Source organism: Limosilactobacillus sp. (assembly GCF_022651205.1).
In the GTDB taxonomy this organism is placed as follows: Bacteria; Bacillota; Bacilli; order Lactobacillales; family Lactobacillaceae; genus Limosilactobacillus.
Map to the genome: position 1 here is coordinate 193,218 of NZ_JALCQI010000001.1, position 21,999 is coordinate 215,216.

The 21,999-nt window shown below is 42.8% G+C and carries 20 protein-coding genes and 1 pseudogene; 17 read left to right on the forward strand and 4 right to left on the reverse strand.

What is annotated here, in order from left to right; all coding sequences use genetic code 11:
• Positions 1 to 127: 127 nt before the first annotated feature.
• Both LKJ51_RS00750 and LKJ51_RS00755 read right to left on the reverse strand, forming a co-directional pair.
• Positions 128 to 1,051, reverse strand: a complete 924-nt coding sequence (locus LKJ51_RS00750; RefSeq protein WP_291980036.1) for a magnesium transporter CorA family protein — start codon at positions 1,049 to 1,051, stop codon at positions 128 to 130.
• A gap of 324 nt (positions 1,052 to 1,375) precedes the next feature.
• Entirely contained in the window at positions 1,376 to 2,578 is a 1,203-nt protein-coding gene (locus LKJ51_RS00755) for an IS110 family transposase (protein WP_291980037.1), read from the reverse strand.
• 483 nt (positions 2,579 to 3,061) lie between these two features.
• On the opposite strand from LKJ51_RS00755, the gene LKJ51_RS00760 reads away from it, so the two are divergent.
• From LKJ51_RS00760 to LKJ51_RS00835, 16 genes and pseudogenes are all read left to right on the forward strand, one after another.
• A complete protein-coding gene (locus tag LKJ51_RS00760) occupies positions 3,062 to 3,514 on the forward strand; it encodes a MarR family winged helix-turn-helix transcriptional regulator (RefSeq protein ID WP_291979580.1) in 453 nt (150 codons plus the stop codon).
• Positions 3,515 to 3,532: 18 nt separating this feature from the next.
• On the forward strand, positions 3,533 to 4,252 hold the full coding sequence (locus LKJ51_RS00765) for a B3/B4 domain-containing protein (RefSeq protein ID WP_291979579.1): 720 nt from the start codon (positions 3,533 to 3,535) through the stop codon (positions 4,250 to 4,252).
• Between the two features lie 108 nt (positions 4,253 to 4,360).
• Positions 4,361 to 5,599, forward strand: coding sequence for a serine hydroxymethyltransferase (gene glyA, locus LKJ51_RS00770; protein WP_291979577.1), 1,239 nt, complete (start codon positions 4,361 to 4,363; stop codon positions 5,597 to 5,599).
• A gap of 25 nt (positions 5,600 to 5,624) precedes the next feature.
• A pseudogene (locus tag LKJ51_RS00775) lies at positions 5,625 to 6,304 on the forward strand (DUF554 domain-containing protein).
• 102 nt (positions 6,305 to 6,406) lie between these two features.
• Positions 6,407 to 7,447 (forward strand): zinc-binding dehydrogenase, encoded by a 1,041-nt coding sequence (locus tag LKJ51_RS00780; protein WP_291979575.1) that lies wholly within the window; start codon positions 6,407 to 6,409, stop codon positions 7,445 to 7,447.
• Between the two features lie 108 nt (positions 7,448 to 7,555).
• Positions 7,556 to 8,233, forward strand: coding sequence for a M57 family metalloprotease (locus LKJ51_RS00785; RefSeq protein WP_291979574.1), 678 nt, complete (start codon positions 7,556 to 7,558; stop codon positions 8,231 to 8,233).
• Between the two features lie 81 nt (positions 8,234 to 8,314).
• Complete coding sequence (locus tag LKJ51_RS00790; RefSeq protein WP_434737660.1) at positions 8,315 to 8,686, forward strand: cupredoxin domain-containing protein; 372 nt, start codon at positions 8,315 to 8,317, stop codon at positions 8,684 to 8,686.
• Positions 8,686 to 10,602 carry a copper-translocating P-type ATPase gene (locus LKJ51_RS00795; RefSeq protein ID WP_291979573.1) on the forward strand — a complete coding sequence of 639 codons (1,917 nt, stop codon included), beginning with the start codon at positions 8,686 to 8,688 and terminating at the stop codon, positions 10,600 to 10,602. The genes LKJ51_RS00790 and LKJ51_RS00795 overlap by 1 nt, the downstream gene beginning before the upstream one ends.
• A 170-nt stretch (positions 10,603 to 10,772) precedes the next feature.
• The gene (gene efp, locus LKJ51_RS00800; protein WP_291979572.1) at positions 10,773 to 11,330 is read left to right on the forward strand and encodes an elongation factor P; all 558 of its coding nucleotides are present in this window, start codon (positions 10,773 to 10,775) and stop codon (positions 11,328 to 11,330) included.
• A 246-nt stretch (positions 11,331 to 11,576) separates the two neighbouring features.
• Positions 11,577 to 12,596, forward strand: coding sequence for a hypothetical protein (locus LKJ51_RS00805; RefSeq protein ID WP_291979571.1), 1,020 nt, complete (start codon positions 11,577 to 11,579; stop codon positions 12,594 to 12,596).
• Positions 12,597 to 12,646: 50 nt separating this feature from the next.
• Positions 12,647 to 13,837: an ATP-binding protein gene (locus tag LKJ51_RS00810; RefSeq protein ID WP_291979570.1), complete on the forward strand. Its 1,191-nt coding sequence runs from the start codon at positions 12,647 to 12,649 to the stop codon at positions 13,835 to 13,837.
• Positions 13,830 to 14,690, forward strand: coding sequence for a DNA adenine methylase (locus LKJ51_RS00815; protein WP_291979582.1), 861 nt, complete (start codon positions 13,830 to 13,832; stop codon positions 14,688 to 14,690). The genes LKJ51_RS00810 and LKJ51_RS00815 overlap by 8 nt, the downstream gene beginning before the upstream one ends.
• A gap of 2 nt (positions 14,691 to 14,692) precedes the next feature.
• On the forward strand, positions 14,693 to 15,334 hold the full coding sequence (locus LKJ51_RS00820) for a hypothetical protein (protein WP_291979568.1): 642 nt from the start codon (positions 14,693 to 14,695) through the stop codon (positions 15,332 to 15,334).
• Between the two features lie 226 nt (positions 15,335 to 15,560).
• Positions 15,561 to 16,904 (forward strand): TrkH family potassium uptake protein, encoded by a 1,344-nt coding sequence (locus LKJ51_RS00825; protein ID WP_291979567.1) that lies wholly within the window; start codon positions 15,561 to 15,563, stop codon positions 16,902 to 16,904.
• A complete protein-coding gene (locus LKJ51_RS00830; protein WP_291979566.1) occupies positions 16,897 to 17,565 on the forward strand; it encodes a potassium channel family protein in 669 nt (222 codons plus the stop codon). Before LKJ51_RS00825 ends, LKJ51_RS00830 begins: the two co-directional genes overlap by 8 nt.
• 18 nt (positions 17,566 to 17,583) lie before the next feature.
• The gene (locus tag LKJ51_RS00835; RefSeq protein WP_291979565.1) at positions 17,584 to 18,177 is read left to right on the forward strand and encodes a class I SAM-dependent methyltransferase; all 594 of its coding nucleotides are present in this window, start codon (positions 17,584 to 17,586) and stop codon (positions 18,175 to 18,177) included.
• Between the two features lie 331 nt (positions 18,178 to 18,508).
• Here LKJ51_RS00835 and LKJ51_RS00840 read toward each other — a convergent pair whose 3' ends face one another.
• Positions 18,509 to 19,537: a YeiH family protein gene (locus tag LKJ51_RS00840; protein ID WP_291979564.1), complete on the reverse strand. Its 1,029-nt coding sequence runs from the start codon at positions 19,535 to 19,537 to the stop codon at positions 18,509 to 18,511.
• A gap of 175 nt (positions 19,538 to 19,712) precedes the next feature.
• On the opposite strand from LKJ51_RS00840, the gene LKJ51_RS00845 reads away from it, so the two are divergent.
• Positions 19,713 to 20,423, forward strand: coding sequence for an alpha/beta hydrolase (locus LKJ51_RS00845; RefSeq protein ID WP_291980038.1), 711 nt, complete (start codon positions 19,713 to 19,715; stop codon positions 20,421 to 20,423).
• A gap of 511 nt (positions 20,424 to 20,934) precedes the next feature.
• Here the strand turns inward: LKJ51_RS00845 and LKJ51_RS00850 are convergent.
• Entirely contained in the window at positions 20,935 to 21,879 is a 945-nt protein-coding gene (locus LKJ51_RS00850; protein ID WP_291979381.1) for a Dyp-type peroxidase, read from the reverse strand.
• Positions 21,880 to 21,999 lie beyond the last annotated feature (120 nt).

The following is a 21,999-nucleotide window of genomic DNA, read 5'->3' on the forward strand; positions in this document are numbered from 1 at the left end:
GGACTTGCTCTAATGCGACATAGCCAAAACGCGTTCGCAGGGAAGCCCCTATAGACAACAAACTCCCCTTTCAGCATCCAGTCGGGAGAAATTGTTGTCTTACGGGCCTTCTTTACCTGCTCACACTCTAATATTCTTTTCTCCTTAAATAGATTGCAATGATAATTGCAAGTAATGCGGAAATAGCAAGGGTGAGCCAGAAGCCGGCTTGGGTGCTTTTCCAGGGGAGACCACCGACGTTCATGCCCATAAAGCCGGAGACGAGGGCGGCTGTGGCGATCACAAGTCCGGCCGAATCAAGGAATTTCATCAGTTTGTTTAAACTTGAATTCATCATTTCCGTAAATAAACCACTGATGGATTCGAGAAGATCACGGAAAACATGGATTGCTTTAGTGAGCCGCCGTTGCTGAATGTCCAGTCTGAAAGGAAGATCCGCCTCCTTAAGCTCTTTAAGCCAAGGTTCTTGAAGAAGTGCCTTGACCGTTTCTGCCTGGTCATTCATTGTGTGCTCAAAGAAGACTAACTTTCTGGTCAGATTAGTCAGGTGGCGTAATTCATCATTACCGAAGGATTTTTGAGCTGCGGCATCAAGTCGATCAATCTCCGGCTTATATTTCAATAGGGCATTCATTAGGTTTTGCTGGCATTTAAGAATGTAGCTAACGATAAAGTCAGTGATCTGCGAGTTGCCTTCCTCCAGTTGAGCTTGGCAGGTATCAGCTTTATCCGTACATACGATTAAGTGATCTTGGTTAAAGATTAGGATGACTGGTGTTAATTGGCCTTCAATCTTTTCTTTTTCGGCGTTGAAGTCATAGATCACTAGAATATGAGCATCGTGCAGGATATTGCTTGCGATCAGGTGGTAGCGGGAAACTTCTTCGGGGGATGAGCAGTAATCAAACGTCAGTGGATCAATATCGAATGTTTGAGCTACCTGGTTTAATTCTTCTTGGCTAGCCTTTGATAGAAAAATTAGGCTGCATTCCTGAAGTTCTGTGTTACATTTTTTCGGCCCATGAGCCGAGAATTGATATTTTGTCAGCATAATTTCACCTCACAATATAAAACGGGTTCATGGTAGCCAAATCTTAACATGTTTCGGTACTTATTTCGGTAAATCTCAGAAAAATTAATGAACCCCTTATCAGATTAAGAATCTCTTTAACTTTCCGCGAGATCTACTTATTTCTACGCTTAGTCAAGTGGAATTACCGACATTCCTCGTTTTTATGTTGGTAGTTCCACTTTTCTTTGGTTTAAATGGATTAATTATCAATAAAATTACTAAAATGAGCCCACGACAAAAAAGCCCATTGTTGACTGAAACTTAAACAGTGGACTGAACCAAAGATATGAATCAATTCGCGGATTATTTCTTAGCTAATGAATAGTCGTAAAATTGGTTGTTTATGACGAGATGGTAAATGGTGCGAAGTAGTCGGTGAATAGCTGCGATTGCGACCTTCTTTGTCCCTCGTTGGTCGCTTTCTGCCTTTCGTCGTTGGTAGTAATCATTAATGTGATTCGGGTGATAATGGGCTGCCGAGGCAATGTTCTGGATTGATTTGAACAGAATTTTCCTAGCGACCGGATTACCTCGCTTACTAATGTGATCGTTGGCGACGTACTCACCAGATTCATAGTGCCTCAGATCGATCCCAATAAAGGCGTTTAAGGCGTTACTGCTCTTGAACCGTCGAATATCACCAAGTTCCCCGATTAGAGAGACGACGGTTCGGGCACCTAGTCCAGGAATACTGAGTAATTCATTATATTCGGGCAGCTCCTTGGCAATTGCGATCATCTTTTCCGTGATTTCAGCCTTGAGCTGAGTTTCTTCCTGAATTTGTTTAACGAGGTGGGCGACCTGTTGGTAGACCGGTGAATCGTCATCAACGGCTGAATAAGAAAGGTTAGCCGCCGTATAAAGGCTGTGAGCGACTTGTTCCGCTCTTGCCCGGGAAATCTTCTTGTTCGTTCCGCTTAGGATCGTGTCTACTAGCTCACTGAATGAATATTCTTGGGTGACCTTGGTTGGTCGAGAAAAATACTTCACAATGGTCCAATAAAGTTCGTTGTTAGTATTACTTAAGACGTGCTCAAGTTCGGGGAAGACCAGTTGTAATGACCGGTGAAGACGGTTCTTATGCGTCGCAACATCCTTACTAACCTCTTGATAGAACCGACTAAAGTCCATTAACTTACGGTATGTGGAATTAATTTTGTACGTTACTGCACGGTTCATAATAAATTGGGTTTCGGCAAGATGTCGGGCATCATTACGGTCAGTTTTGTAAGGCCTGAGTCCATCTAATTGTTTCTTGGCCACTAACGGGTTAAGACAAGTATAGTCTTGTCCCATGTCATCAAGAAATCGTTGAAGGCGCCGTGAATAAACGCCAGTTGCCTCAAAGACAACCTCTGGATTATTAAATGACGACAAAGCCTCTTCTAGTTTAACGAAGCCATCACGGTTTAAGGGTAGCTTCGTTTCACGGAACATTGTCCGGTCAATAATAATCGCTACACTAATTGAATCCTTACTAACATCAATTCCAAATACACACCGCATCCTATTTCCATCTCCTCATGAAGTTCAATCGTTCTTTCCGTTTCTAATTTTCTTTACGCGACTTTGAAGTCAACAGACTCAAAACAGATTATGAAAAGAAAATGAAGTTGCCACTTTTTATTCCGACATCAAGTGTCAAAGTACTTTGCGACATGTCAACTTCGAATAACTACTTTTAAAACAAAAGCAGTGAAATTCTTAATCCGTCGATTAAAAACTTCACTACTAATCTTAGTCTGTTTTTTTAAAAGAGTGTGAGCAGGTAAAGAAGGCCCGTAAGACAACAATTTCTCCCGACTGGATGCTGGAAGTATCTGGGAGGGAGGTTGTTGTCTATAGGGGCTTTCCTGTGAACATATTTTGACTTGGTCGCAGTAGAACCTCTAGTAAGTTCCTGGCGAGCCGATTTTTCACCTCATTTCAGTTTTTTGTTGCATCTGCAACAAAAGGGGATATAATAAATGAAGTAAGGAGATATTTATCATGATTGACATTTTGCGTGAAGTTGGAATGATTGAGCGAGCGCTTGATTCAATTTCCAACATTGAATTTAAGGATATTAATTTATCTAACCTTCAGTTCCTCTATGTAGTACGAATCTACGAACATCCAGGGATTATTGCAGAGCAGCTTGCTAATCTGATAAAGGTCGATCGGACAACACTAGCCCGAGCCGTGCGACGACTGGAAAAGCAGGATTATGTTTACCGGGAAAACGACCCGGATAATAAGAAAATTAAGCATCTTTACGTTACCGAAAAGGGTAAAGAGATATATTCATTCATTATCCGGGAAAATTCGCATTCAAATGACGTGGCTTTAGAAGGATTTACTCCAGAAGAGGCTCAACAGGTTCATGACTACTTGGTGCGAATCCGGCAAAACATTGATGCTGATTGGAAGTTCGTTAAGCACGGTGGTAAGAGAAAGTATTAATCAAAGGAGCAAATGACGATGGAGCAAGTAACAGTCGATCAAGGCTTCTGGGATCTTTTTCCAGATGCTCAAGTAAATATTTTGTACGCAAGCGGAATTGATAACCACGATAATGATGAGAACATTGCCGAACGGCGAAAGTTACTTCACAATGCTACTGAGGAAGCACAGAAGTTCCTGACAAACGAAACATTCCGTTTGAACCCAGTAATTGATCAATGGCGTAAAGCATACCAACAATTTAAGAAAAAGAAGGGTGCACGAGCATCTGTTGAAGCATTATTGAAGCGAGTTAATCAGGGACGGACATTCGATCCAATTGATCCAATGGTTGACGTTTACAACAGTGTTTCAATGACCTATGGTGTTCCAGTAGGAATTGAAGACCGGGATAAGATCGCTGGTGACATGCACCTGGGGATTGCTAAGGGTGGTGAAGCATTCCAACCTGTTGGTGCCGATAAGGATGAACCAGCTCTCGAAGGCGAAGTAATGTACTATGATAACGATGGTGCTGTCTGCCGTTGCTTGAACTGGCGTGATGCTCAACGGACGATGTTAACCCAAGACTCGCAAAATATTGTTGCCGTAATTGAGGCGATTAACCCAGAACAAATCAAGCGGGCGAACGAGGCAATGGATGAATTAAGCAAGTTAATCAACCACTACTTTGGCGTTGAACCAAGTCAAGTATTCCACCTAACTAAGGATAACCCAACCGCGGTGGTACCAAAGTAAAACTGAATCTAATTTAAGTGACTAATAGTTATCCTCTACAGCTATTAGTCCTTTTTGCTATAATTAATCTAGTTATAGTTACACTGGGTTTGTTAAGGAGTGATCTTGATGGATTATGCAGGAAAGTCACCAGAATTATGGGCAGCAATTAAAAATGAGGAGCAACGACAGCAGGATACAATTGAGCTGATTGCTTCTGAGAATATCGTATCTAAGGAAGTCCGTGAAGCACAGGGTTCTGTATTAACCAACAAGTATGCTGAAGGTTACCCTGGCAAACGGTACTATGGTGGTTGTCAGTACATTGACCAAGTCGAACAACTGGCAATTGACTACGCAAAGAAGCTCTTTAATGCCGAATATGCAAATGTTCAACCCCACTCAGGCTCACAAGCTAACATGGCGGTTTATCAGGCACTCCTTAAACCAGGGGACAAGATCCTCGGAATGGGAATGGATGCTGGTGGACATTTGACTCATGGATCTAAGGTAAACTTCTCCGGTAAGGTTTATGAATCATATAGTTATAGTTTGAATCCTAAGACCGAAGAACTAGACTTCGATCAGATCGAACAGTTAGCACTTGAGATCAACCCAAGTCTGATTATTGCCGGTGCTTCAGCATACAGTCGGATTATTGATTGGCAAAAGTTCCGTGAAATTGCGGATGAAGTTGGGGCCTACTTAATGGTTGATATGGCCCACATTGCTGGATTGGTAGCTACGGGTGCTCACCCGAGTCCGGTGCCAATTGCAGACGTTGTGACAACGACTACTCACAAGACTCTCCGTGGCCCTCGTGGTGGGATGATTCTTTCTAAGTCACCAGAAATTGGTAAGAAGATTAATTCAGCCCTCTTCCCAGGAACTCAGGGTGGTCCGCTAGAACACGTGATTGCCGGGAAAGCTCAGGCATTCTATGAAGATCTTCAGCCACAATTTAAGGATTACATCAACCAAGTGGTTAAGAATGCTGCGGCGATGGCAGATGAATTTAATCAGTCTGACACGATCAGGGTTGTATCTGGTGGTACCGACAACCACTTAATGGTTATTGATATCACCAAGACCGGAATTACCGGTAAGGATGCGCAGGATCTGCTAGATAGCGTTCATATTACAACTAATAAGGAGTCAATTCCGAACGACCAGCGAAGCCCATTTGTTACCAGTGGTTTGCGAATTGGAACACCAGCGGTCACAAGTCGTGGCTTCAAGGAAGAAGACGTTCGCCAAGTGGCTGACTTGATCATTAAGTTATTAAACAACGCGGATGATGAGAATGTTCGCAAAGAGGTCGCTCAAGGTGTAAGTGAGTTAACAGCTAAGTACCCGATTACAGAATAAGATTGAAGAATATGGTTGAGAGATAATGATTGGAACACTGACAAATGTTTGTGCAATTTTAGTTGGAACAACGATTGGCTGCCTAATAAAGGGCGGATTACAAAAGAAATATGAAGAAGCATTGTTTACCGCTATGGGATTGGCGGCACTGGGGATCGGAATGGAGTACGTTGTTAATGGCTTATCCAAGAGTCAATACCCCGTGATGTTCATCGTGAGTTTAGCAATCGGTGCTTGTCTTGGAACGTGGTGCAACACTTCGATCGGTTAGTTAAGCGTTGTGGTGGTAAGTCACAGTTAGGAAAGGGACTGGCGACTGGCCTTTTGCTGTACTGCATTGGTGCCCTGTCGATTGTGGGACCAGTAATGGCGGCAGTTAAGGGCGATCAGACCATGTTGATGACCAATGCAATGTTAGATTTAGTGACCGCGATGGTTTTCGGTGCAAGTTTTGGCTGGGGAATGCTCCTTTGTGCACCAGTCCTGTTGTGTTGGCAGGGGAGTATCTACCTAGTAGCAAAGTTTCTTTCGGCGACGTTTTTCTCTGGTCCGTTGATTACGGAAATTTCAATCGTTGGGGGATTTCTGATTGCAACAACGGGAATTGATTTGCTAAAGATTCGTGATCTCAAAACGTTGAACCTCTTGCCGGCATTGTTAATTCCGATCATCTTCTTTATGTTTAAGGACTTAATCGGCATTTAGTATTCGTTTAGTGAATATTAGTCGATAGTAACTAAGCATTTCTGCTTAGCGGCAAGAAGTCCTATAATTAGGGTAGATTGGTAATTGGAAGGAGTAGTTAAAATGAAAAAAGCGTTTTTTGCCAAAGCAGGTCAAATGGAATTGAAGGACGTTGATAAGCCAACCATTCAAGCTTCAGATGACGTGATTTTGAAGATTGTGCGGACCTGTGTTTGTGGTTCTGACCTCTGGTACTTTCGGGGGATTAACCCACTAAAGGGTGGCGAAGAGAACTCTGGTCATGAAGCATTGGCAATTGTTGAAGAAGTTGGGGATGATATTACCACCGTCAAGCCTGGTGATTTCGTAATTGCACCATTTACTCATGGTTGTGGTCACTGTGCTGCTTGTCGTGCTGGATTTGATGGCTCTTGTGAGGACCATGACGATAACTTCAGTAACGGTGTTCAAGGCGAATACTACCGGTTCGTTCATGGTCAATGGTCACTCGTTAAAGTGCCAGGCCAACCAAGTGACTACAGTGAAGGGATACTGAAGTCATTGTTAACCCTTGCTGATGTAATGGCTACTGGTTATCATGCTGCCCGGGTTGCTAACGTTAAGGCTGGCGATACCGTTGTTGTTATGGGTGACGGTGCTGTTGGCCTTTGTGCAATTACCGCTGCTAAGATGCGTGGGGCAAAGAAGATTATCTCAACAAGTCGTCACGCTGACCGTGAGGCACTGGCTAAGGAATTCGGAGCTACCGATAACGTTGCTGATCGTGGTGACGAAGCCGTTAAGAAGATTATGAAATTGACCCATGGTGATGGTGCAGATGCCGTTCTTGAATGTGTTGGGACTGAACAATCAACTGATACCGCAATGAAGGTTGGTCGTCCAGGTGCCATCGTTGGTCGTGTTGGCTTGCCACACACTCCAAAACAAGATATGACTACCCCATTCTACAAAAACACGATCGTTGCCGGTGGCCCAGCCTCTGTTACTACTTACGACAAGGCTGTCCTTCTCAAGGCCGTTCTTGATGGCGAAATCAATCCGGGAAAGGTCTTTACGAAGAGTTTTACCCTTGATCAAATTCAAGATGCTTACAAAGCAATGGCTGATCGTCAAGTAATTAAGTCATACGTTGTCATTGATTAACAAAAATATCATTAAATAATTGGAACCGTCTTTCAATTTATCAGGACCTTATTCTTGACGAATTGAAGGACGATTTTTAAAATCGGGCAGAGAAAGGAGGGGGAGCCGATGCGTCGATATTTATTAATCCTATTAGCGATTATTGCTGTTGGAGTGGTTGATCACTCAGTTCAAGCTGATGATAGTTCGTCCCTACCGACAAATTATTTTGGTCAGGATGCTGAAGATAGCAGTTCAACTGACTTTAGTTTTAACGATTCATCACAGACGCCAAGTAGGCAAAAATTAGCAATTCCACGAGATACACCGACACCTCTCGAAGGAATTCGTTGGCGGAAAAAGAAAATCTTGATCTACATGCGAACCACTGATCCGCAGCTAAAGGCGGCTTTCCGGAGCGCGGTAAAGAAGTGGAATCGGGTTAAGGTAATTAAGATTAAGTGGACAAAAGATGAGGAGAAGGCCAATATCATCGCGACCGACAGTGACCTTTCAGCCCACAATACGAATACTGGGGTTGGCTACCAAACGTCCCAATTAGGTGAAACCAAGACAGAGTACGATCCTGACACCCATGAATTATATAAGGCAACCTCGATTCTTGATCCGTACCAGTTAGACTACACTAATGAAAATTTCCGGAGTGAAGTTGCTCAACATGAGCTAGGCCATGCTTTAGGGTTAGCCCACGCTCCTGAGTACGAACATAGCGTGATGGTTCCCCGAAACATTCGTACCGGAATCACCAAGAATGACCGAAAAACCATTCGGCTACTGTACCAATAGTTTACTGTTGACAAATGTAAATCTAATCCTATAATAGAATTATAGATTACATTCGTAAACGATAAATTGGAGGAAATTATTATGGTAAAAATTATTGCTTTAATTGTTGCAATTGCTTTGATCGTGGGAATTATTTGGTGGTTCTTTGGTAAGCACACTGAGAGTAGTGCAAAGGCTCAAGTTAATAACCAGCAACAAACCGCTAATATCGTAGTTCATGGTGGCTATTCTCCTGAACGGGTTGTTTTGAAGAAGGGTGTTCCAGCAACCGTTAACTTTGAAATGAAGGATGGAACAGCATGCTTATCCCATGTTGTGTTTGACAAGTTGGGTGTTGATAAGGACCTAACTAAGCAGAAGGTAACCTCAATTAACATTCCAACGGACAAGGCCGGTGAATACAACTTTGCCTGTGGGATGGACATGTTCCACGGAAAGGTGGTCGTTAAGTAATGAAGCTTTCTAGTATCCAGCGTTTTTGGATTTCATTTGTCTTAATCATTCCAATGATCATCCAGATGTTGGCAATGCCATTTCATTGGATGATGCCCGGATATAATTGGATCGCTTTAATTACAACTACTCTGGTAATGTTGATTGCTGCTGTGCCATACTGGACGAGCGCGTGGGCTGCTTTTAAGAATCACCATGCTAACATGAATACATTGGTAGCCATTGGGACCGGAATTGCCTACTTTTATAGTATTTTCGCGATGGTTACTAATCGACCGGTTTACTTTGAAAGTGCGGCTTTTATTGCCGTATTCGTGTTGCTTGGGGACACGATGGAAGAGCGGATGCACAATAACGCTTCAAACGCTCTGAAGAAACTGTTAGATTTACAGGTTAAAGAAGCGAGTGTCCTTCGTGATGGTAAGTTCGTTCAGGTACCATTAGATCAAGTCAAAAAGGGCGATGTTATTCAGGTTAAGCCTGGAGAGAAGATCGCGGTTGACGGGGTAGTGGTTAAAGGTACTACTACGGTTGATGAATCAATGGTGACTGGTGAAAGTATGCCAGTAAGTAAACAGACTGGTGATAACGTTATTGGTTCAACGATTAACGGTGACGGATCAATCGAATTTCGGGCCACGAAGGTTGGTAATGAAACCGTCCTTGCCCAGATTGTGGAAATGGTTAAGAAAGCCCAAACAAGTCATGCACCGATCCAAAATTTAACCGATAAGATTTCGGGGATCTTTGTTCCTGCTGTATTGATTATTGCAATTCTGACTTTCCTAATCTGGTATGTCTTCCTTGGTGCAACGATGGTCAACGCGATGCTCTTTGCCGTGGCGGTAATCGTGATTGCCTGCCCGTGTGCGCTGGGACTTGCAACCCCAACTGCTTTAATGGTCGGAACCGGCCGTGCAGCTAAGATGGGGGTATTGATTAAGAACGGTGAAGCACTTGAAGAGATTAATGATGTTCGGACGATTGCGTTTGATAAGACCGGAACAATCACGGTTGGTAAGCCAACGGTGACTGATGTTGTGGGGGATGAACAGCAAGTACTTAAAGTTGCTGCTAGCCTTGAAGCTGCCTCAGAACACCCGTTAGCAAAGGCAATTGTTGATCGTAGTCAGAAACTGAAGATTAAGCCTGAAGAGGTTGCTGATTTTAAGGCAATCCAAGGTCGAGGAGTTACCGCAACAATCAACGGACAATTGGGATTTGTTGGTAGTCCTAAACTAGCCAAGAAGATTGACCAGAAATTGGAAGACCAGGCAAGTCAGCTACAGAGTCAAGCGAAGACGGTGATTTATGTTGGCCTCGGTGATCAGGTGATCGGTTTAATTGCCATTCAGGATACCCCGAAGGAAAGTTCGGCCGAAGCAATTGATCAACTGAAAGCTCGTGGATTACGGACAGTGATGATCACTGGTGACAACGAAGAAGTTGCCCAAGCAATCGCCAAGCAGGTTGGGATTGATGACGTGATTGCTGGAGTGATGCCAAACCAGAAATCAGCTGCTATTGAGTCATTGCAAAAGGACGGCCAAAAAGTTGCCTTTGTCGGTGACGGAATTAATGATGCACCAGCGTTAACGATGGCTGATGTTGGAATTGCCATGGGATCCGGGACCGATATTGCAATCGAATCGGGTGACATTGTGCTTATTCAAAACGATTTGCGTGGTGTTGTCCGGGCATTATCAATCAGCCAGAAGACATTTAGTCGGATTAAGCTCAATCTTTTCTGGGCATTAATCTATAACGTTATCGGGATTCCAATTGCAGCCGGGGTATTTGTTGCGGTTGGTTTAAGCCTGAGTCCAGAATTTGCCGCCTTGGCAATGGCATTTAGCTCGGTTTCAGTTGTTACTTCATCACTATTGTTGAATTGGACAAAAGTTGCGGACGCTTAAGACTATTTCGTGATTTTCGCTAAATTGGCTCAAGAGGTGTGATACAATAAGTTGTGAATGCTTTATGAGCAAATTTACGAACGAAGCCATGAGGACGGGATCAACGCGATCCCTGATCATACTCCCATTGCGGGAGCGTAGTTCAAAAATACATGAAGGAGTTTTTAGTTATGATTCAAACAATCGATCTGAAAAAAGGGATGGTTTTTGAACGCGGTGGCAAGTTGCTCCGGGTTCTCCAAATCAACCACCACAAGCCAGGTAAGGGTAACACTTTGATGCAAATGGACATCCAAGACGTACGGACTGGTTCCATTGTTCACACTACTATGCGTCCATCCGAAAAGGTTGAACAAGTTACTGTTGACAAGCGTCAAGCACAATACCTTTATGACCAAGGCGATGCTTCTGTATTCATGGATATGGAAAACTACGACCAATACGAAGTTTCTGCTAGCCAATTAGGCGATGATAAGAAGTACTTGGTTGAAAACATGAAGGTTACTGTTAACTTTGTTGACGGTGAAATCGTTGGTATCGAATTACCAACCACTGTTGAACTTGAAGTTGCTGATACCCAACCAATGATCAAGGGTGCCACTATTGATGGTGGTGGTAAGCCAGCTACTATGACTACTGGTTTAGTTGTTAACGTTCCTGCCTTTATCAAGAACGGTGACAAGCTTATCATCAACACGACTGATGGATCGTACAAGTCACGAGCATAGAGTGCGAGCCAGCAAAGAACTTGCGGAAAGCTAACAATTTCTCCCGACTGGATGCTGAAAGCATCTGGGAGGGAGTTTGTTAGCTCTAGCAAGTTCCTGGCGAGCAGATCTCGACTGTGTTGCAGTGAAACACAATATTAGATCAGCTTAGTTAATTGACTGAGCTGATCTTTTTGCTTTAAATAGTTGATTTTGAACAAATGTTCGCCTATCCTTGATAGGTACTTTTAAATTGGGAGAGACAGTATGGAAAAGCTTGTAACATTAACGGCCCAGCGTCGTCATGAAATACTACGGGAATTAACAGCTGAACAGATTGAAGCCCTGAGTGAGTTTACTCGCTTTACGATGCTTTCTAAATTTCATACTCGTCATTATCTAAGGAACACTGATTGGCAGCTTATCGGGATTGCAATTGATCCATGGTACCAACAATCCCATGATCACAAAGGTGAGAACCTCTATTGTGATTGTGGACGGCGGTTAAAGAATCAGTTTATCCTTCGTTCGCGCTCGACTGGGCGGCGGCTTTATTTAGGAATTACCCATTTTCAACAACATGCCAGTATTCCTACCGCGGTTGCGAAGGAGATTCAGCGGGGAGTTAACGAGGTTCACCTATATATGGACAGTATCCTCTTAGAATATTCTTCTGGTCGGCGATTTCCTCAAGAACTATTTGACTTTGCCTGTCAGCATGGCGGATTCAAAAATCGTGAGAGCACGGTGTTATTCCAAAGATGTCAGCTTTTGAGTAGGGTTAATTTACCATTGTACGAAACCGATGAACATGAACTACGAACTTTAGTTGAACAGTTGAAGGCGGGAAATAAGCCGCGATTAACGAAGAAGCAGATCGAGCAGTTACTCAGTTCGATTGCGGATGACTGGCGGCAGATTAGCCAACAGATTACGTTGCTCAATTATCGGTTAAGTGAGCAGGGGTTGAGTTTGCAAGAGTTACATCGGATTAAGAGTAACGGAATAAACTATTCTCTGCAAAGACGAAAGAGTCGTTTCTTAGTCCAAAATTGGAAGGAAATTCGTTCATTAACCCTTACTAAGGCTCGAGCGCAGTTAGCAATTAAGCTACGGGAACTCGCTTTTTATACCTTAATAACCGAACCACTTGCTAAACAATTGCAAATTAACCGAAACCAGGCCTACCAAATCTTAACAGCTCATCAGTATCGGCTTAAGTCCTCTCATTCGTTTGGGGTTCGTGAAGCCAAACAGCTTGTTGAGACTGTCGCAAATGAGCAGTAAAGAGTAGAATAAAGATTAATCTACTCAGTAAAGAATTTGGAGGGCTTATTATGGATCAAACTTCATTTGCAACGACGACTAGTGGACAATCAATCGGGGATGCCCGTTCATTAGTTGCTCATCACTTACTAGTTGTTGGTCAGACCGGGAGTGGCAAGACCACGAGCACCCTTTCTTTGATTAATTCTTTACAACGTGAGAGCTACACCACAATTATCTTTGATCCAACTGGTGAATACTCAAAACTCCCTAATTCGGTAACCTACAAGCTGGGGGAGAATGCTTATCTTGAAGCTGGTCAACTAAGTGCTCATCAGTTACGCGAAGCACTGCAAATTAATGGTAACCAGATTCTTAACGATAAACTATCACAAGCAGTCGATGCACTGCGGATCCAACAAAATATTGTTCAATCGAATAAGCCATATGTTAAAATTAACGTTCCAATTATTCATTATCAAAAAGAATTAAGCCAGTTAAGTGACTGGTCAAGGTCATTTGCACCCCAAAACTTGGCTAATCAACTCATTGAAGAGTTTGTGATCCCGTACCCAGATGAGCGTGCAGACTATTCATTGCTTGGACAACAGTATGATCGGCAAACCATTAACCAGGAATGGAATATGTTGTCGACGATTCGCCAACATCTTGCTAGTGATGCCTTCCGCTTGCTTTTTGATCCTGAGCCGCACCCGGGTGTGTTCAAGACAGAACTAAACTTTATTATTAAAATGTTTCTTGAGCACCGAAGCAGTCACCGGACGTTAGTGATCGATTTGTCTGTTTTGAAGCAGTATGAAGCAAGGCAGAGGGTAGTGATTTCATTGCTATTAAAGAACTTGCTAGCTGTTCGCTTGCAAGAGCCTAATAATTTTCCGGTTAATATTGTGCTTGATGAAGCTCATCGCTACCTACCAAAAGATGAGTATCAGCTTGCTGATAACGGGATTTTTCAGGTCCTGCGTGAAGGACGGAAGGTTGGCTTATCAATGACATTGACGACCCAATCGCCACTGGATTTACCGGCTCGCTTGCGGTCACAATTTGCTAACCTATTATTGCACCACTTGACGAGTCCGGAAGAATTAGCTAGTTTAACAAATGCAGATAAAATTAACCGACATGAAATTAGTCGATTGGTGACTGGGGAGGCTATTTTACTACTGGCTAATGAACCAGGACGAAAAATTAACGTTAATTTGCCAAAATGGTGGAAAAATAATCATGATGGGAATGAATAGAGTGAAAGCTGAAGAACAACCAACCGCCATGCCATTTGTAAAATGGGTCGGTGGTAAACGACAATTACTAACTGAATTAACGTCCTATTATCCCCAAAAATTTAATCGCTACTTTGAACCGTTTATTGGTGGCGGGGCTAACTTACTTAATCTTCTCCCAGAGAAAGCAACGATTAACGACTTTAATGAGGAATTAATTAATGCTTGGCAAGTCGTCAAAGAGCAGCCTGAGAAATTAATTAGATTGGTTAGTGAACACGCAAATAATGATAGTAAAGAATACTACTTAAATATCCGCTTGGCTGATCGGGATGGTCGTTTAGCGAAGATGTCCGCTGTTGAACGTGCAGCCCGATTTATTTATTTGAATAAGGCCGGTTTCAATGGTCTTTGGCGGGTTAATTCAAAGGGGCAAAATAACGTTCCCTATGGAGCCCACAAAAAGGTTAATGTTCCTGTTGACGCAATCCGTAATGATCATCACTATTTAGCTACCCATGATATTGAGATCCTTCAGGGTGATTACCGGGACGCAGTAACAAGTGCAGGACAAGATGATTTTGTCTATTTTGATCCGCCATATATTCCGGTAAACCAGACGGCTGCATTTACGAGTTACACTAAAAATGGCTTTGGTTTAACCCAGCAAGAAGAATTACGTGATTTAGCACTTCAGTTGGCCGAGCGTGGGGTTAAGGTAATGTTGTCCAATTCTGATGTACCGCTGATTGAGCAACTTTATGCAGATCGGCACTTTCACATTCATCACGTGCAAGCTCGACGGAGCGTTAATTCAAAGGGTAATAAGCGTGGCAAAGTTGGCGAAGTAATTATCACGAGTTATGGAGATTAAGCATGATAGATAATGGTACGGGTGGAGCAAATACTAATTTAAATGGACTTGCTTTTGAACGACAAACTGATTTGGCTCACCACTTAGAAACTGATTTTAACGGAAGATATGTGTTAACAGAATATCCGATTAAAAAAGAAAACTTAGTAAAGAAAGGGGCAAAAGATCGCCATTATCTTGTCCATGATCGGATTAAAAATGAAGATATTGGTGTCGTGACCAAGCAGTTTCAGTTTTATAATGTCTTAAAACAGGTTTATGGAATTAAGAATATCCATCATAAGTTCTGGAAACCTGATGAAGCCTTTTTTAACTTTAAGCGACGGACAGTTTTCATTGTTGAAAAGAAGTATCAAAATGGTTCAGGATCTGTTGATGAAAAATTATTCGGGTTTAACGCTAAGCGAGTTCTCTATCAGGAATTGTTTAATCGACAGATGGAGGAGCCAGTTATTCCGGTAGAATTTATTGCGATGTTTAATCGTTCGTGGTGGTTGGACGGTCAAACATTAGATAAGATCACAGGTGAAACAAAAAAGACTCAATCAGTTGATTATCACGATTATTTTGACAGTCTCCGGAATAATGGAGTCCGAATTATGTTTGATCATTACGAAGACTGGTATCTTGGACTAGATGGTTAATGAGAGTGATCCGTATTTGTAAAGAAAACGGGACAAAATTATCATTTTATGATATAACTAATTATGGATTGTTTTATCCAATAAATTACTTTGAATCACAAAAAGGGCGACGGTGGATTACATCGTTGCCTTTTTTGTCTTAAATTTGGTAATGTTATGGGTAGTAAAGGGGAGTTAATGATAATATAGGAAATAGGTTGAATTATAGAGTGGTGGTGGAAAGTTAATGATCGAGATTTTTAACCATAAGTATTCGTTCCCCAAGATTCTTACGTGGGGCTTTTTAACGATCATTTTGATCGGAACGGTTTTACTATCATTACCGATAGCGACTCGTTCGGGGCATAGTGATGATTTTATGACCGCATTTTTCACTTCAACTAGTGCAACCTGTGTTACCGGCTTAACACTTGTTCCAACGGCAACCTATTGGTCATTCTTTGGTCAGCTTGTGATTGCCGTGTTAATGGAAGTTGGTGGCCTTGGCTTCATGACATTTGCGGTTATGATGTCATTACTGATTCACCAGCGGATGCGAATGTCGACCAGGCTTTTAACTCAGGAAGCACTCAATCTTGATCACCTTTCCCAATTAAATGTTGTTAACCTCATTATCCGCTTATCAATTATTATTCAGATTGCGGGGATGGGTCTGCTATTTATTGATTTCTATCCACGCTATGGTCTAAAAAGAGGCCTTTGGTTTAGTATCTTCCATTCGATCTCAGCGTTTTGTAATGCTGGCTTTGATTTAACGGGAAATAGTTTAGAGAATTTTGCTAATGATCCATATGTTCTAACGGTAATGGCAATTTTAATTATTGCGGGATCATTCGGTTTCTTAGTTTGGCAGGATCTGCTTAACTTCCCTAAACATCATCACTTATCGTTGCATACGCACCTTGTCTTACGGACCGGGGCAGTTATTTTTGTTATTTCGCTGCTTGTTTACTTCCTAACCGAACATAATTTACACCAGTTTAGTGGCGAATTGTCCTATCCGCAGCGGGTGATTAACACGATCTTTATGGCGATTACACCACGGACGGCTGGCTTAATTACAGTTCCCTATACCAAATTAAGTGCGGCTGGAATTAGTACCACGATTATTTTAATGTTCATTGGTGGTGCACCAGGATCGACTGCTGGTGGGATTAAGACAACAACGATTGGTTTATTGACGCTTCAAAGCATTGCAACTTTGCGTGGTCGACGAGATACAACATTTGCTCATCGTCGGTTTACCGATAAGAATGTTTTCCGGGCATTGACGTTACTATTTGTCGCCTTTGCGATTTTGATGATTTCAATTTTGATCCTTGTGGAAACCCAGGCACTGCCGCGTCACGATTCATTAACCTACGTCACGTTTGAAGCAACAGCCGCTTTTGGGACAACCGGGATTTCTCTTGGAATTACGCCGAGCCTGAATTTTGTTGGTAAATTAATTATTATGTTTTTAATGTTTATTGGTCGGGTCGGAATTTATACCGTCATGTATTCGATTTTAAATGCACAACCAAAGCAGCGAGAATACCGTTATCCAAAGGAAGGTGTCTTAATTGGCTAAACGTGAGAGTTATGCCGTAATCGGGCTAGGGCAGTTTGGCTCTTCAATTTGTAAATCGTTAGTACAAGCGGGGCAAGAAGTCTTAGCAATTGATAGTAATGAAGAAGTAATTAACGAGTACGCTGATTCCGTGATGCGGGCTGTAATTGCAGATGCACAAGATGAAGATGCACTTCGGGATCTCGACATTGGTAGTTTTGACCATATTTACGTTTCAATTGGTAAGAATGTGGAAGCAAGTATCATGGTGACCCTGATCGCAAAGGAGCTAGGAGCAAAGGACGTTATTTGCCGGGCCGAGAACGCTAATCATGCCCGAGTACTAGAAAAGATCGGTGCTGATCAGGTTGTCCGTCCAGAACATGACTTAGCGAAGCGCTTGGTCTTTCAACAACTAAATCCGGGTGTGGTCGATTATGTTCAACTAAGCAAAGAAGTAACCCTTGCTGAAGTTAATATCAATAACCCAAAGTTCTTCGGTAAGACGCTGGACGAGCTGGACTTCCGGAACCGGTTCAACGTTAACGTCATTATTATTGTCGATGCTGAGGATAATGTTAACCAGATGCCCCAAGCCAATGATAAGATCAGACCACATGATAAAATTACGGTAGTTGGTGACTTGAAAGATATTAAGAGACTTAACAGCATCGTGGCTTAGTTTAGGAAGAGGAAGATCATGAAAGTATTATTAACCATTATTATTGTTTTAGTCCTACTAGCTATTTTAATTTATTGCAACACGCTATTTCGTGGGCGCCACTTGATCTGGAATCAAGTTCTTGGGGATTTAAAAATACCCACTAAATCTCGTGTGGCAATTCTGGGTTTGAATTATGCTGGCCTATTTATTAACGTTGCAAAGTTGTTAAAGGCTCCAGGAAAGGTTACCGGGGTTAATACTGGTAACGAAAATATTGCTAAGCAGGAGCAGAAACGAATTAAGGAAAATCGCGTCGCTGACCGGGCGGAACTGGTAGAGGGGAGTTTACAAAACCTCCCGTTAGAAAGTCGGCACTATGATTACGTTTTTTCCGCCTTTACGTTTCATACTGTTAGTCCGGCAATTAACCGGGGACGGGCAATCCAAGAAGCAGTTCGGGTAATGAAACCAGAAGGAACGTTAATCATCGTTGACTTTGGTGATCTCCAACAGTACCGGCCCCTTCTTAACCAAATGGGCTTTCAAAATGTTCGAGTAGTCCCAACCGGTGTCACCGGCTGGTGGGGCGGCCCATGGTTAAAAACAAGAATATTGGTGGCACGGAGATAGAGTGCGAGCCAGCATAGAACTCGCGGAAAGCTAGCAATTTCTCCTGACGAAGGCGACTTGCGCCTAGGAAGGAGGTTGCTAGCTCTAGCGAGTTCCTGGCGAGCAGATCTTGGCTATGTTGCAGTCGGAAGCTAGCTCGAGGAAGGTTAGGCTGAACACGTTTAGTCTATGCTGCAGTAGAACTGCTAGCTCTAGCGAGTTCCTGGCGAGCATGTTTCGACTATACTACAGTAAAACTAGGGCTTCAGCGTTCGGATTTTTCCGAGCACTGAAGCCCATTTGTGTACTGCGTCGTTTATACACCAATACTTTTCAAATTCTCAACTTATTTCTAGAAGAATAACCGACTCATAATAATCATGAAGATCAACAGACAAGTTGAACTAATTGCAGCAGCACCAAAAACTGCTCCACCACGCTTAAAGATTACTTTAAAGTTAACGGAAATCCCTAAAGCGGCCATGGCCATTCCTAAGAAGATGTACGCTGCCTGAACAAATCCGTCAAGCAGGCCAGCGGAAAGTGGCAGGAACGTTCCGAGGATGCTTGTAAGGATAAAGCCGCCAAGGAACCATGGGATTGGTAATTTCTTTGGAGCTTGTTCATGCTCTTCCATTCTTTCCCGGATTAGTCTGTGTTGGTACCAGTAACCAACGATTAGGGCAACCGGAGCAAGGAGGAGGACCCGTGAAAGCTTCATGATCAGTGCGTTATCTAAACTTGCTTCACCAAAGGCGCCACCAGCAGCAACCGCGTGGGCAATTTCATGAAGTGAGCCCCCAGCAACGATTCCAAATTGTGGGGCAGTTAACCCTAAGATAGGCTTGAGTCCAATTTCGATTAAGGTGAAGACGGTTCCCATTACGCAAACAACGGCAACTGCAAGGACCTCGTTTTCACGCTTTCGTTCCTCATCATCTGTTTCAATCTGTGGTGAAACACCCATTACAGCGGCAGCACCACAGATCCCACAGCCACAGGCAGAAAGAATTGCCAGTTCATCTTCAGCGCCAAATTTACGACTGAGCCAGTAGGTAAGGCAAATCGTTCCGGTAACACCAACCATTGCAACCAGGATGGTCTTGATCCCAGCTTGGGCCAGTGATTCCAAATTAAGCCTGAACCCCAACAGGATGATTCCTAAACGCAAAAACTTGTTTGAGATAAATCCCATCCCCGGCTTTGCGTCTGCTTGAAGCTTCGCCGGGGTTAATTGCATTGCAATCCCCAGCAGCAATGCGATGACCAAGGCACCAATTAAGTTAACGTATGGTAACTTTGCTAGTAGAACCCCGGCAACCGCACAGATTAACGTCATGATGGCGGCTAACCAGAAGCTCTTTGTTTTAAAAATTGACATTATTTAATAAATCCCCTCTCTTAAGTCCTGTATAACTTTAGCAGATCCTAGGAGATAAACAAGAGAATTTCAAAATAAATCCAACTGTAAGCGATTGCTTAATTCATTCCACTTGCAGTCATATTTGAAAAGCAAGAAAATAGGGATAAGACTAAAAAAAGGAGCGATGATGTTAATGGATATTCAAAATGTTTCACTGTTTCAGTCTTTTTCTTCACTAGATGTTTATCACAGCAATAGTGATGAGCCACTTCCCGCGGTCGTAATTATCCCCGGCGGTAGTTATAACAAGATTATGGAGCGAGATTCCGAACGGGTAGCGATTACTTTCGCTAGTCACGGCTTTCAAGCATTTGTGGTTCGCTATCCGGTTGTTGAACATAAGGATTATCAGGCGGCTAAGTCAGCGGTTGCTCAAGCGTTCGATCATATCGTTGCTCATGCTGACGAATTAGACGTTGATGTTAATCGGCTAGGTATTCTTGGCTTTTCTGCCGGTGGTCAATTAGCCGCAGCGTATAGCAATATTGCCCACACTAAGGCGAAGTTCGTTGGCCTCGGTTATCCGGTAATTAAACCAACGATTGATCAACGGATGGGAGTCGTCACGGAAGATGTTTCCCGCCTAGTTAATAAAGAAACTCCGGCAACCTTTATTTGGGGTTCATTTAATGATGAAGTGACACCATTTAATGACCACATCTTGCCATATGTGAAAACTCTCCGTGAGCACCAAGTCCCCGTAGAACTCCATGAATTTAGTACTGGGACACATGGCCTAGCGCTTGCAAACAAGTACACGGGAATTGTTAACCATAACCGGGTGGACGAACATATGAGTAAGTGGTTCCCCTTATTCTTGGATTGGTTAAAGACATTAAAATAAGGCGCTATTCTTTACGTGAACGATCATTTGAAATGAGGCAAGTAAACACGATCTTTTAAAGACGTATTTACTTGCCTCATTTTTGTTGACTTGAAGTCTCCAGAATTCTGTTTAAATCTGGTTCTAAGGTAATAAAAAGTTCAGAACGATTTATTTTTCGTTCTGAACTAATCTTAGGTTGTTTCTCGAGCTAACCGTTCGAATTCAACTGAGCTGAAATGTGCATCGCCCGAGTTTCCTCGTTCTACTGCAACATGGTCAAGATCTGTTCGCCAGGGACTTGCTAGAGCTAACGACCTTCTGGCTAGACGTGAACAAGTCACGTCCTCGCCAGAAGAAATCGTTAGCCAACCGCAAGTCCTTTGCTGGCTCACGCTCTAATTTCTACTGCAACATAGTCGAAACGTGCTCGCAGGGAAGCCCCTATAGACAACAAACTCCCTCCCAGATGCTTTCAGCATCCAGTCGGGAGAAATTGTTGTCTTACGGGCCTACTTTACCTGCTCGCACTCTAATTTAATTCTCCCTCCGCGATTTTGTCTAAGAGAGGACGGGAAGGGATGAAGAAGAGTTGGCCGGAGAGAATGTCAGAGAATGAAAGAAGGTAGTCATTTTTCTTGAGCATATTTTCGAGCATTGTCTTAGTAACTTTCCAGTAACGAGAATAGCCGATGAAGTAGGTCCCAGTGTTACCGGCAACGGGGTCAGAGTAAGGGACGTTCATTCGAATAATCTTTTGTTCGATTCCATTGATTTTAGCCTGAGAGGCAACGTTATGGGCATTAGCAAACTTCTCTTGATCTTCAAGTTCCAAGTCACTAAATTTCTTTCGGCCAACGGCTTTTTCTTGATCTTCAGTGGTTAAGTGGTTCCAAATGTCCATGTGGTGACGCCATTTTTGAGCAAAAGCGTAAGAACCATTTTCAAAGAACGGATCTTCGTCGCCGATAATAGCGTAATGCGCAGCATCTTCAACTTGTGGTGCTTCTGTCCCGTCAATAAAACCGATGATTGCCCGACCTTCGAAATAGCGGAAGCCCTTTGTTTCATCAATTACGGTGGTGAAGTCTTTTAGGAATAGCCGACATTGACGGAGAAGTTCATAGACTACAGCCTCGTCATTTGCTCGAATATGGAGGAAGAGATCTCCCTTTGTAGCAGGCATCGTGTATTTTTCACCAGAAAGGGTCTGGTATGGTTCAAGTTCCTTTGGCTTTGGTGCGTTTGGAAATAGGTAATCCCACGCATCACTGCTAAAACCTAGCGAAGTCTTGAGGTTCCCCTTGTTATCCCGAATCCGTAACGACCTGATAATTGCTTGGTACCGATCGACAAATTCTTGAATTGCCTCTTGTTCCTTTGCCTGATCCTTACGGTTAAGTTCAAGAACTGTAAATTGAACGTGTTCGCCGGCATCTTTCCAGACATCCTGAGCCTTACTTGGGTCCATTACCATTTGAATTACTCCCTTCATAAAATCTATAACAAATTATCAATTTCACTTTTATTGTATCATTGAAACTTCTAAAGGGGTGAAAGAAGAAAAGTTATATCATTATAAATTTAATTTAGGGCT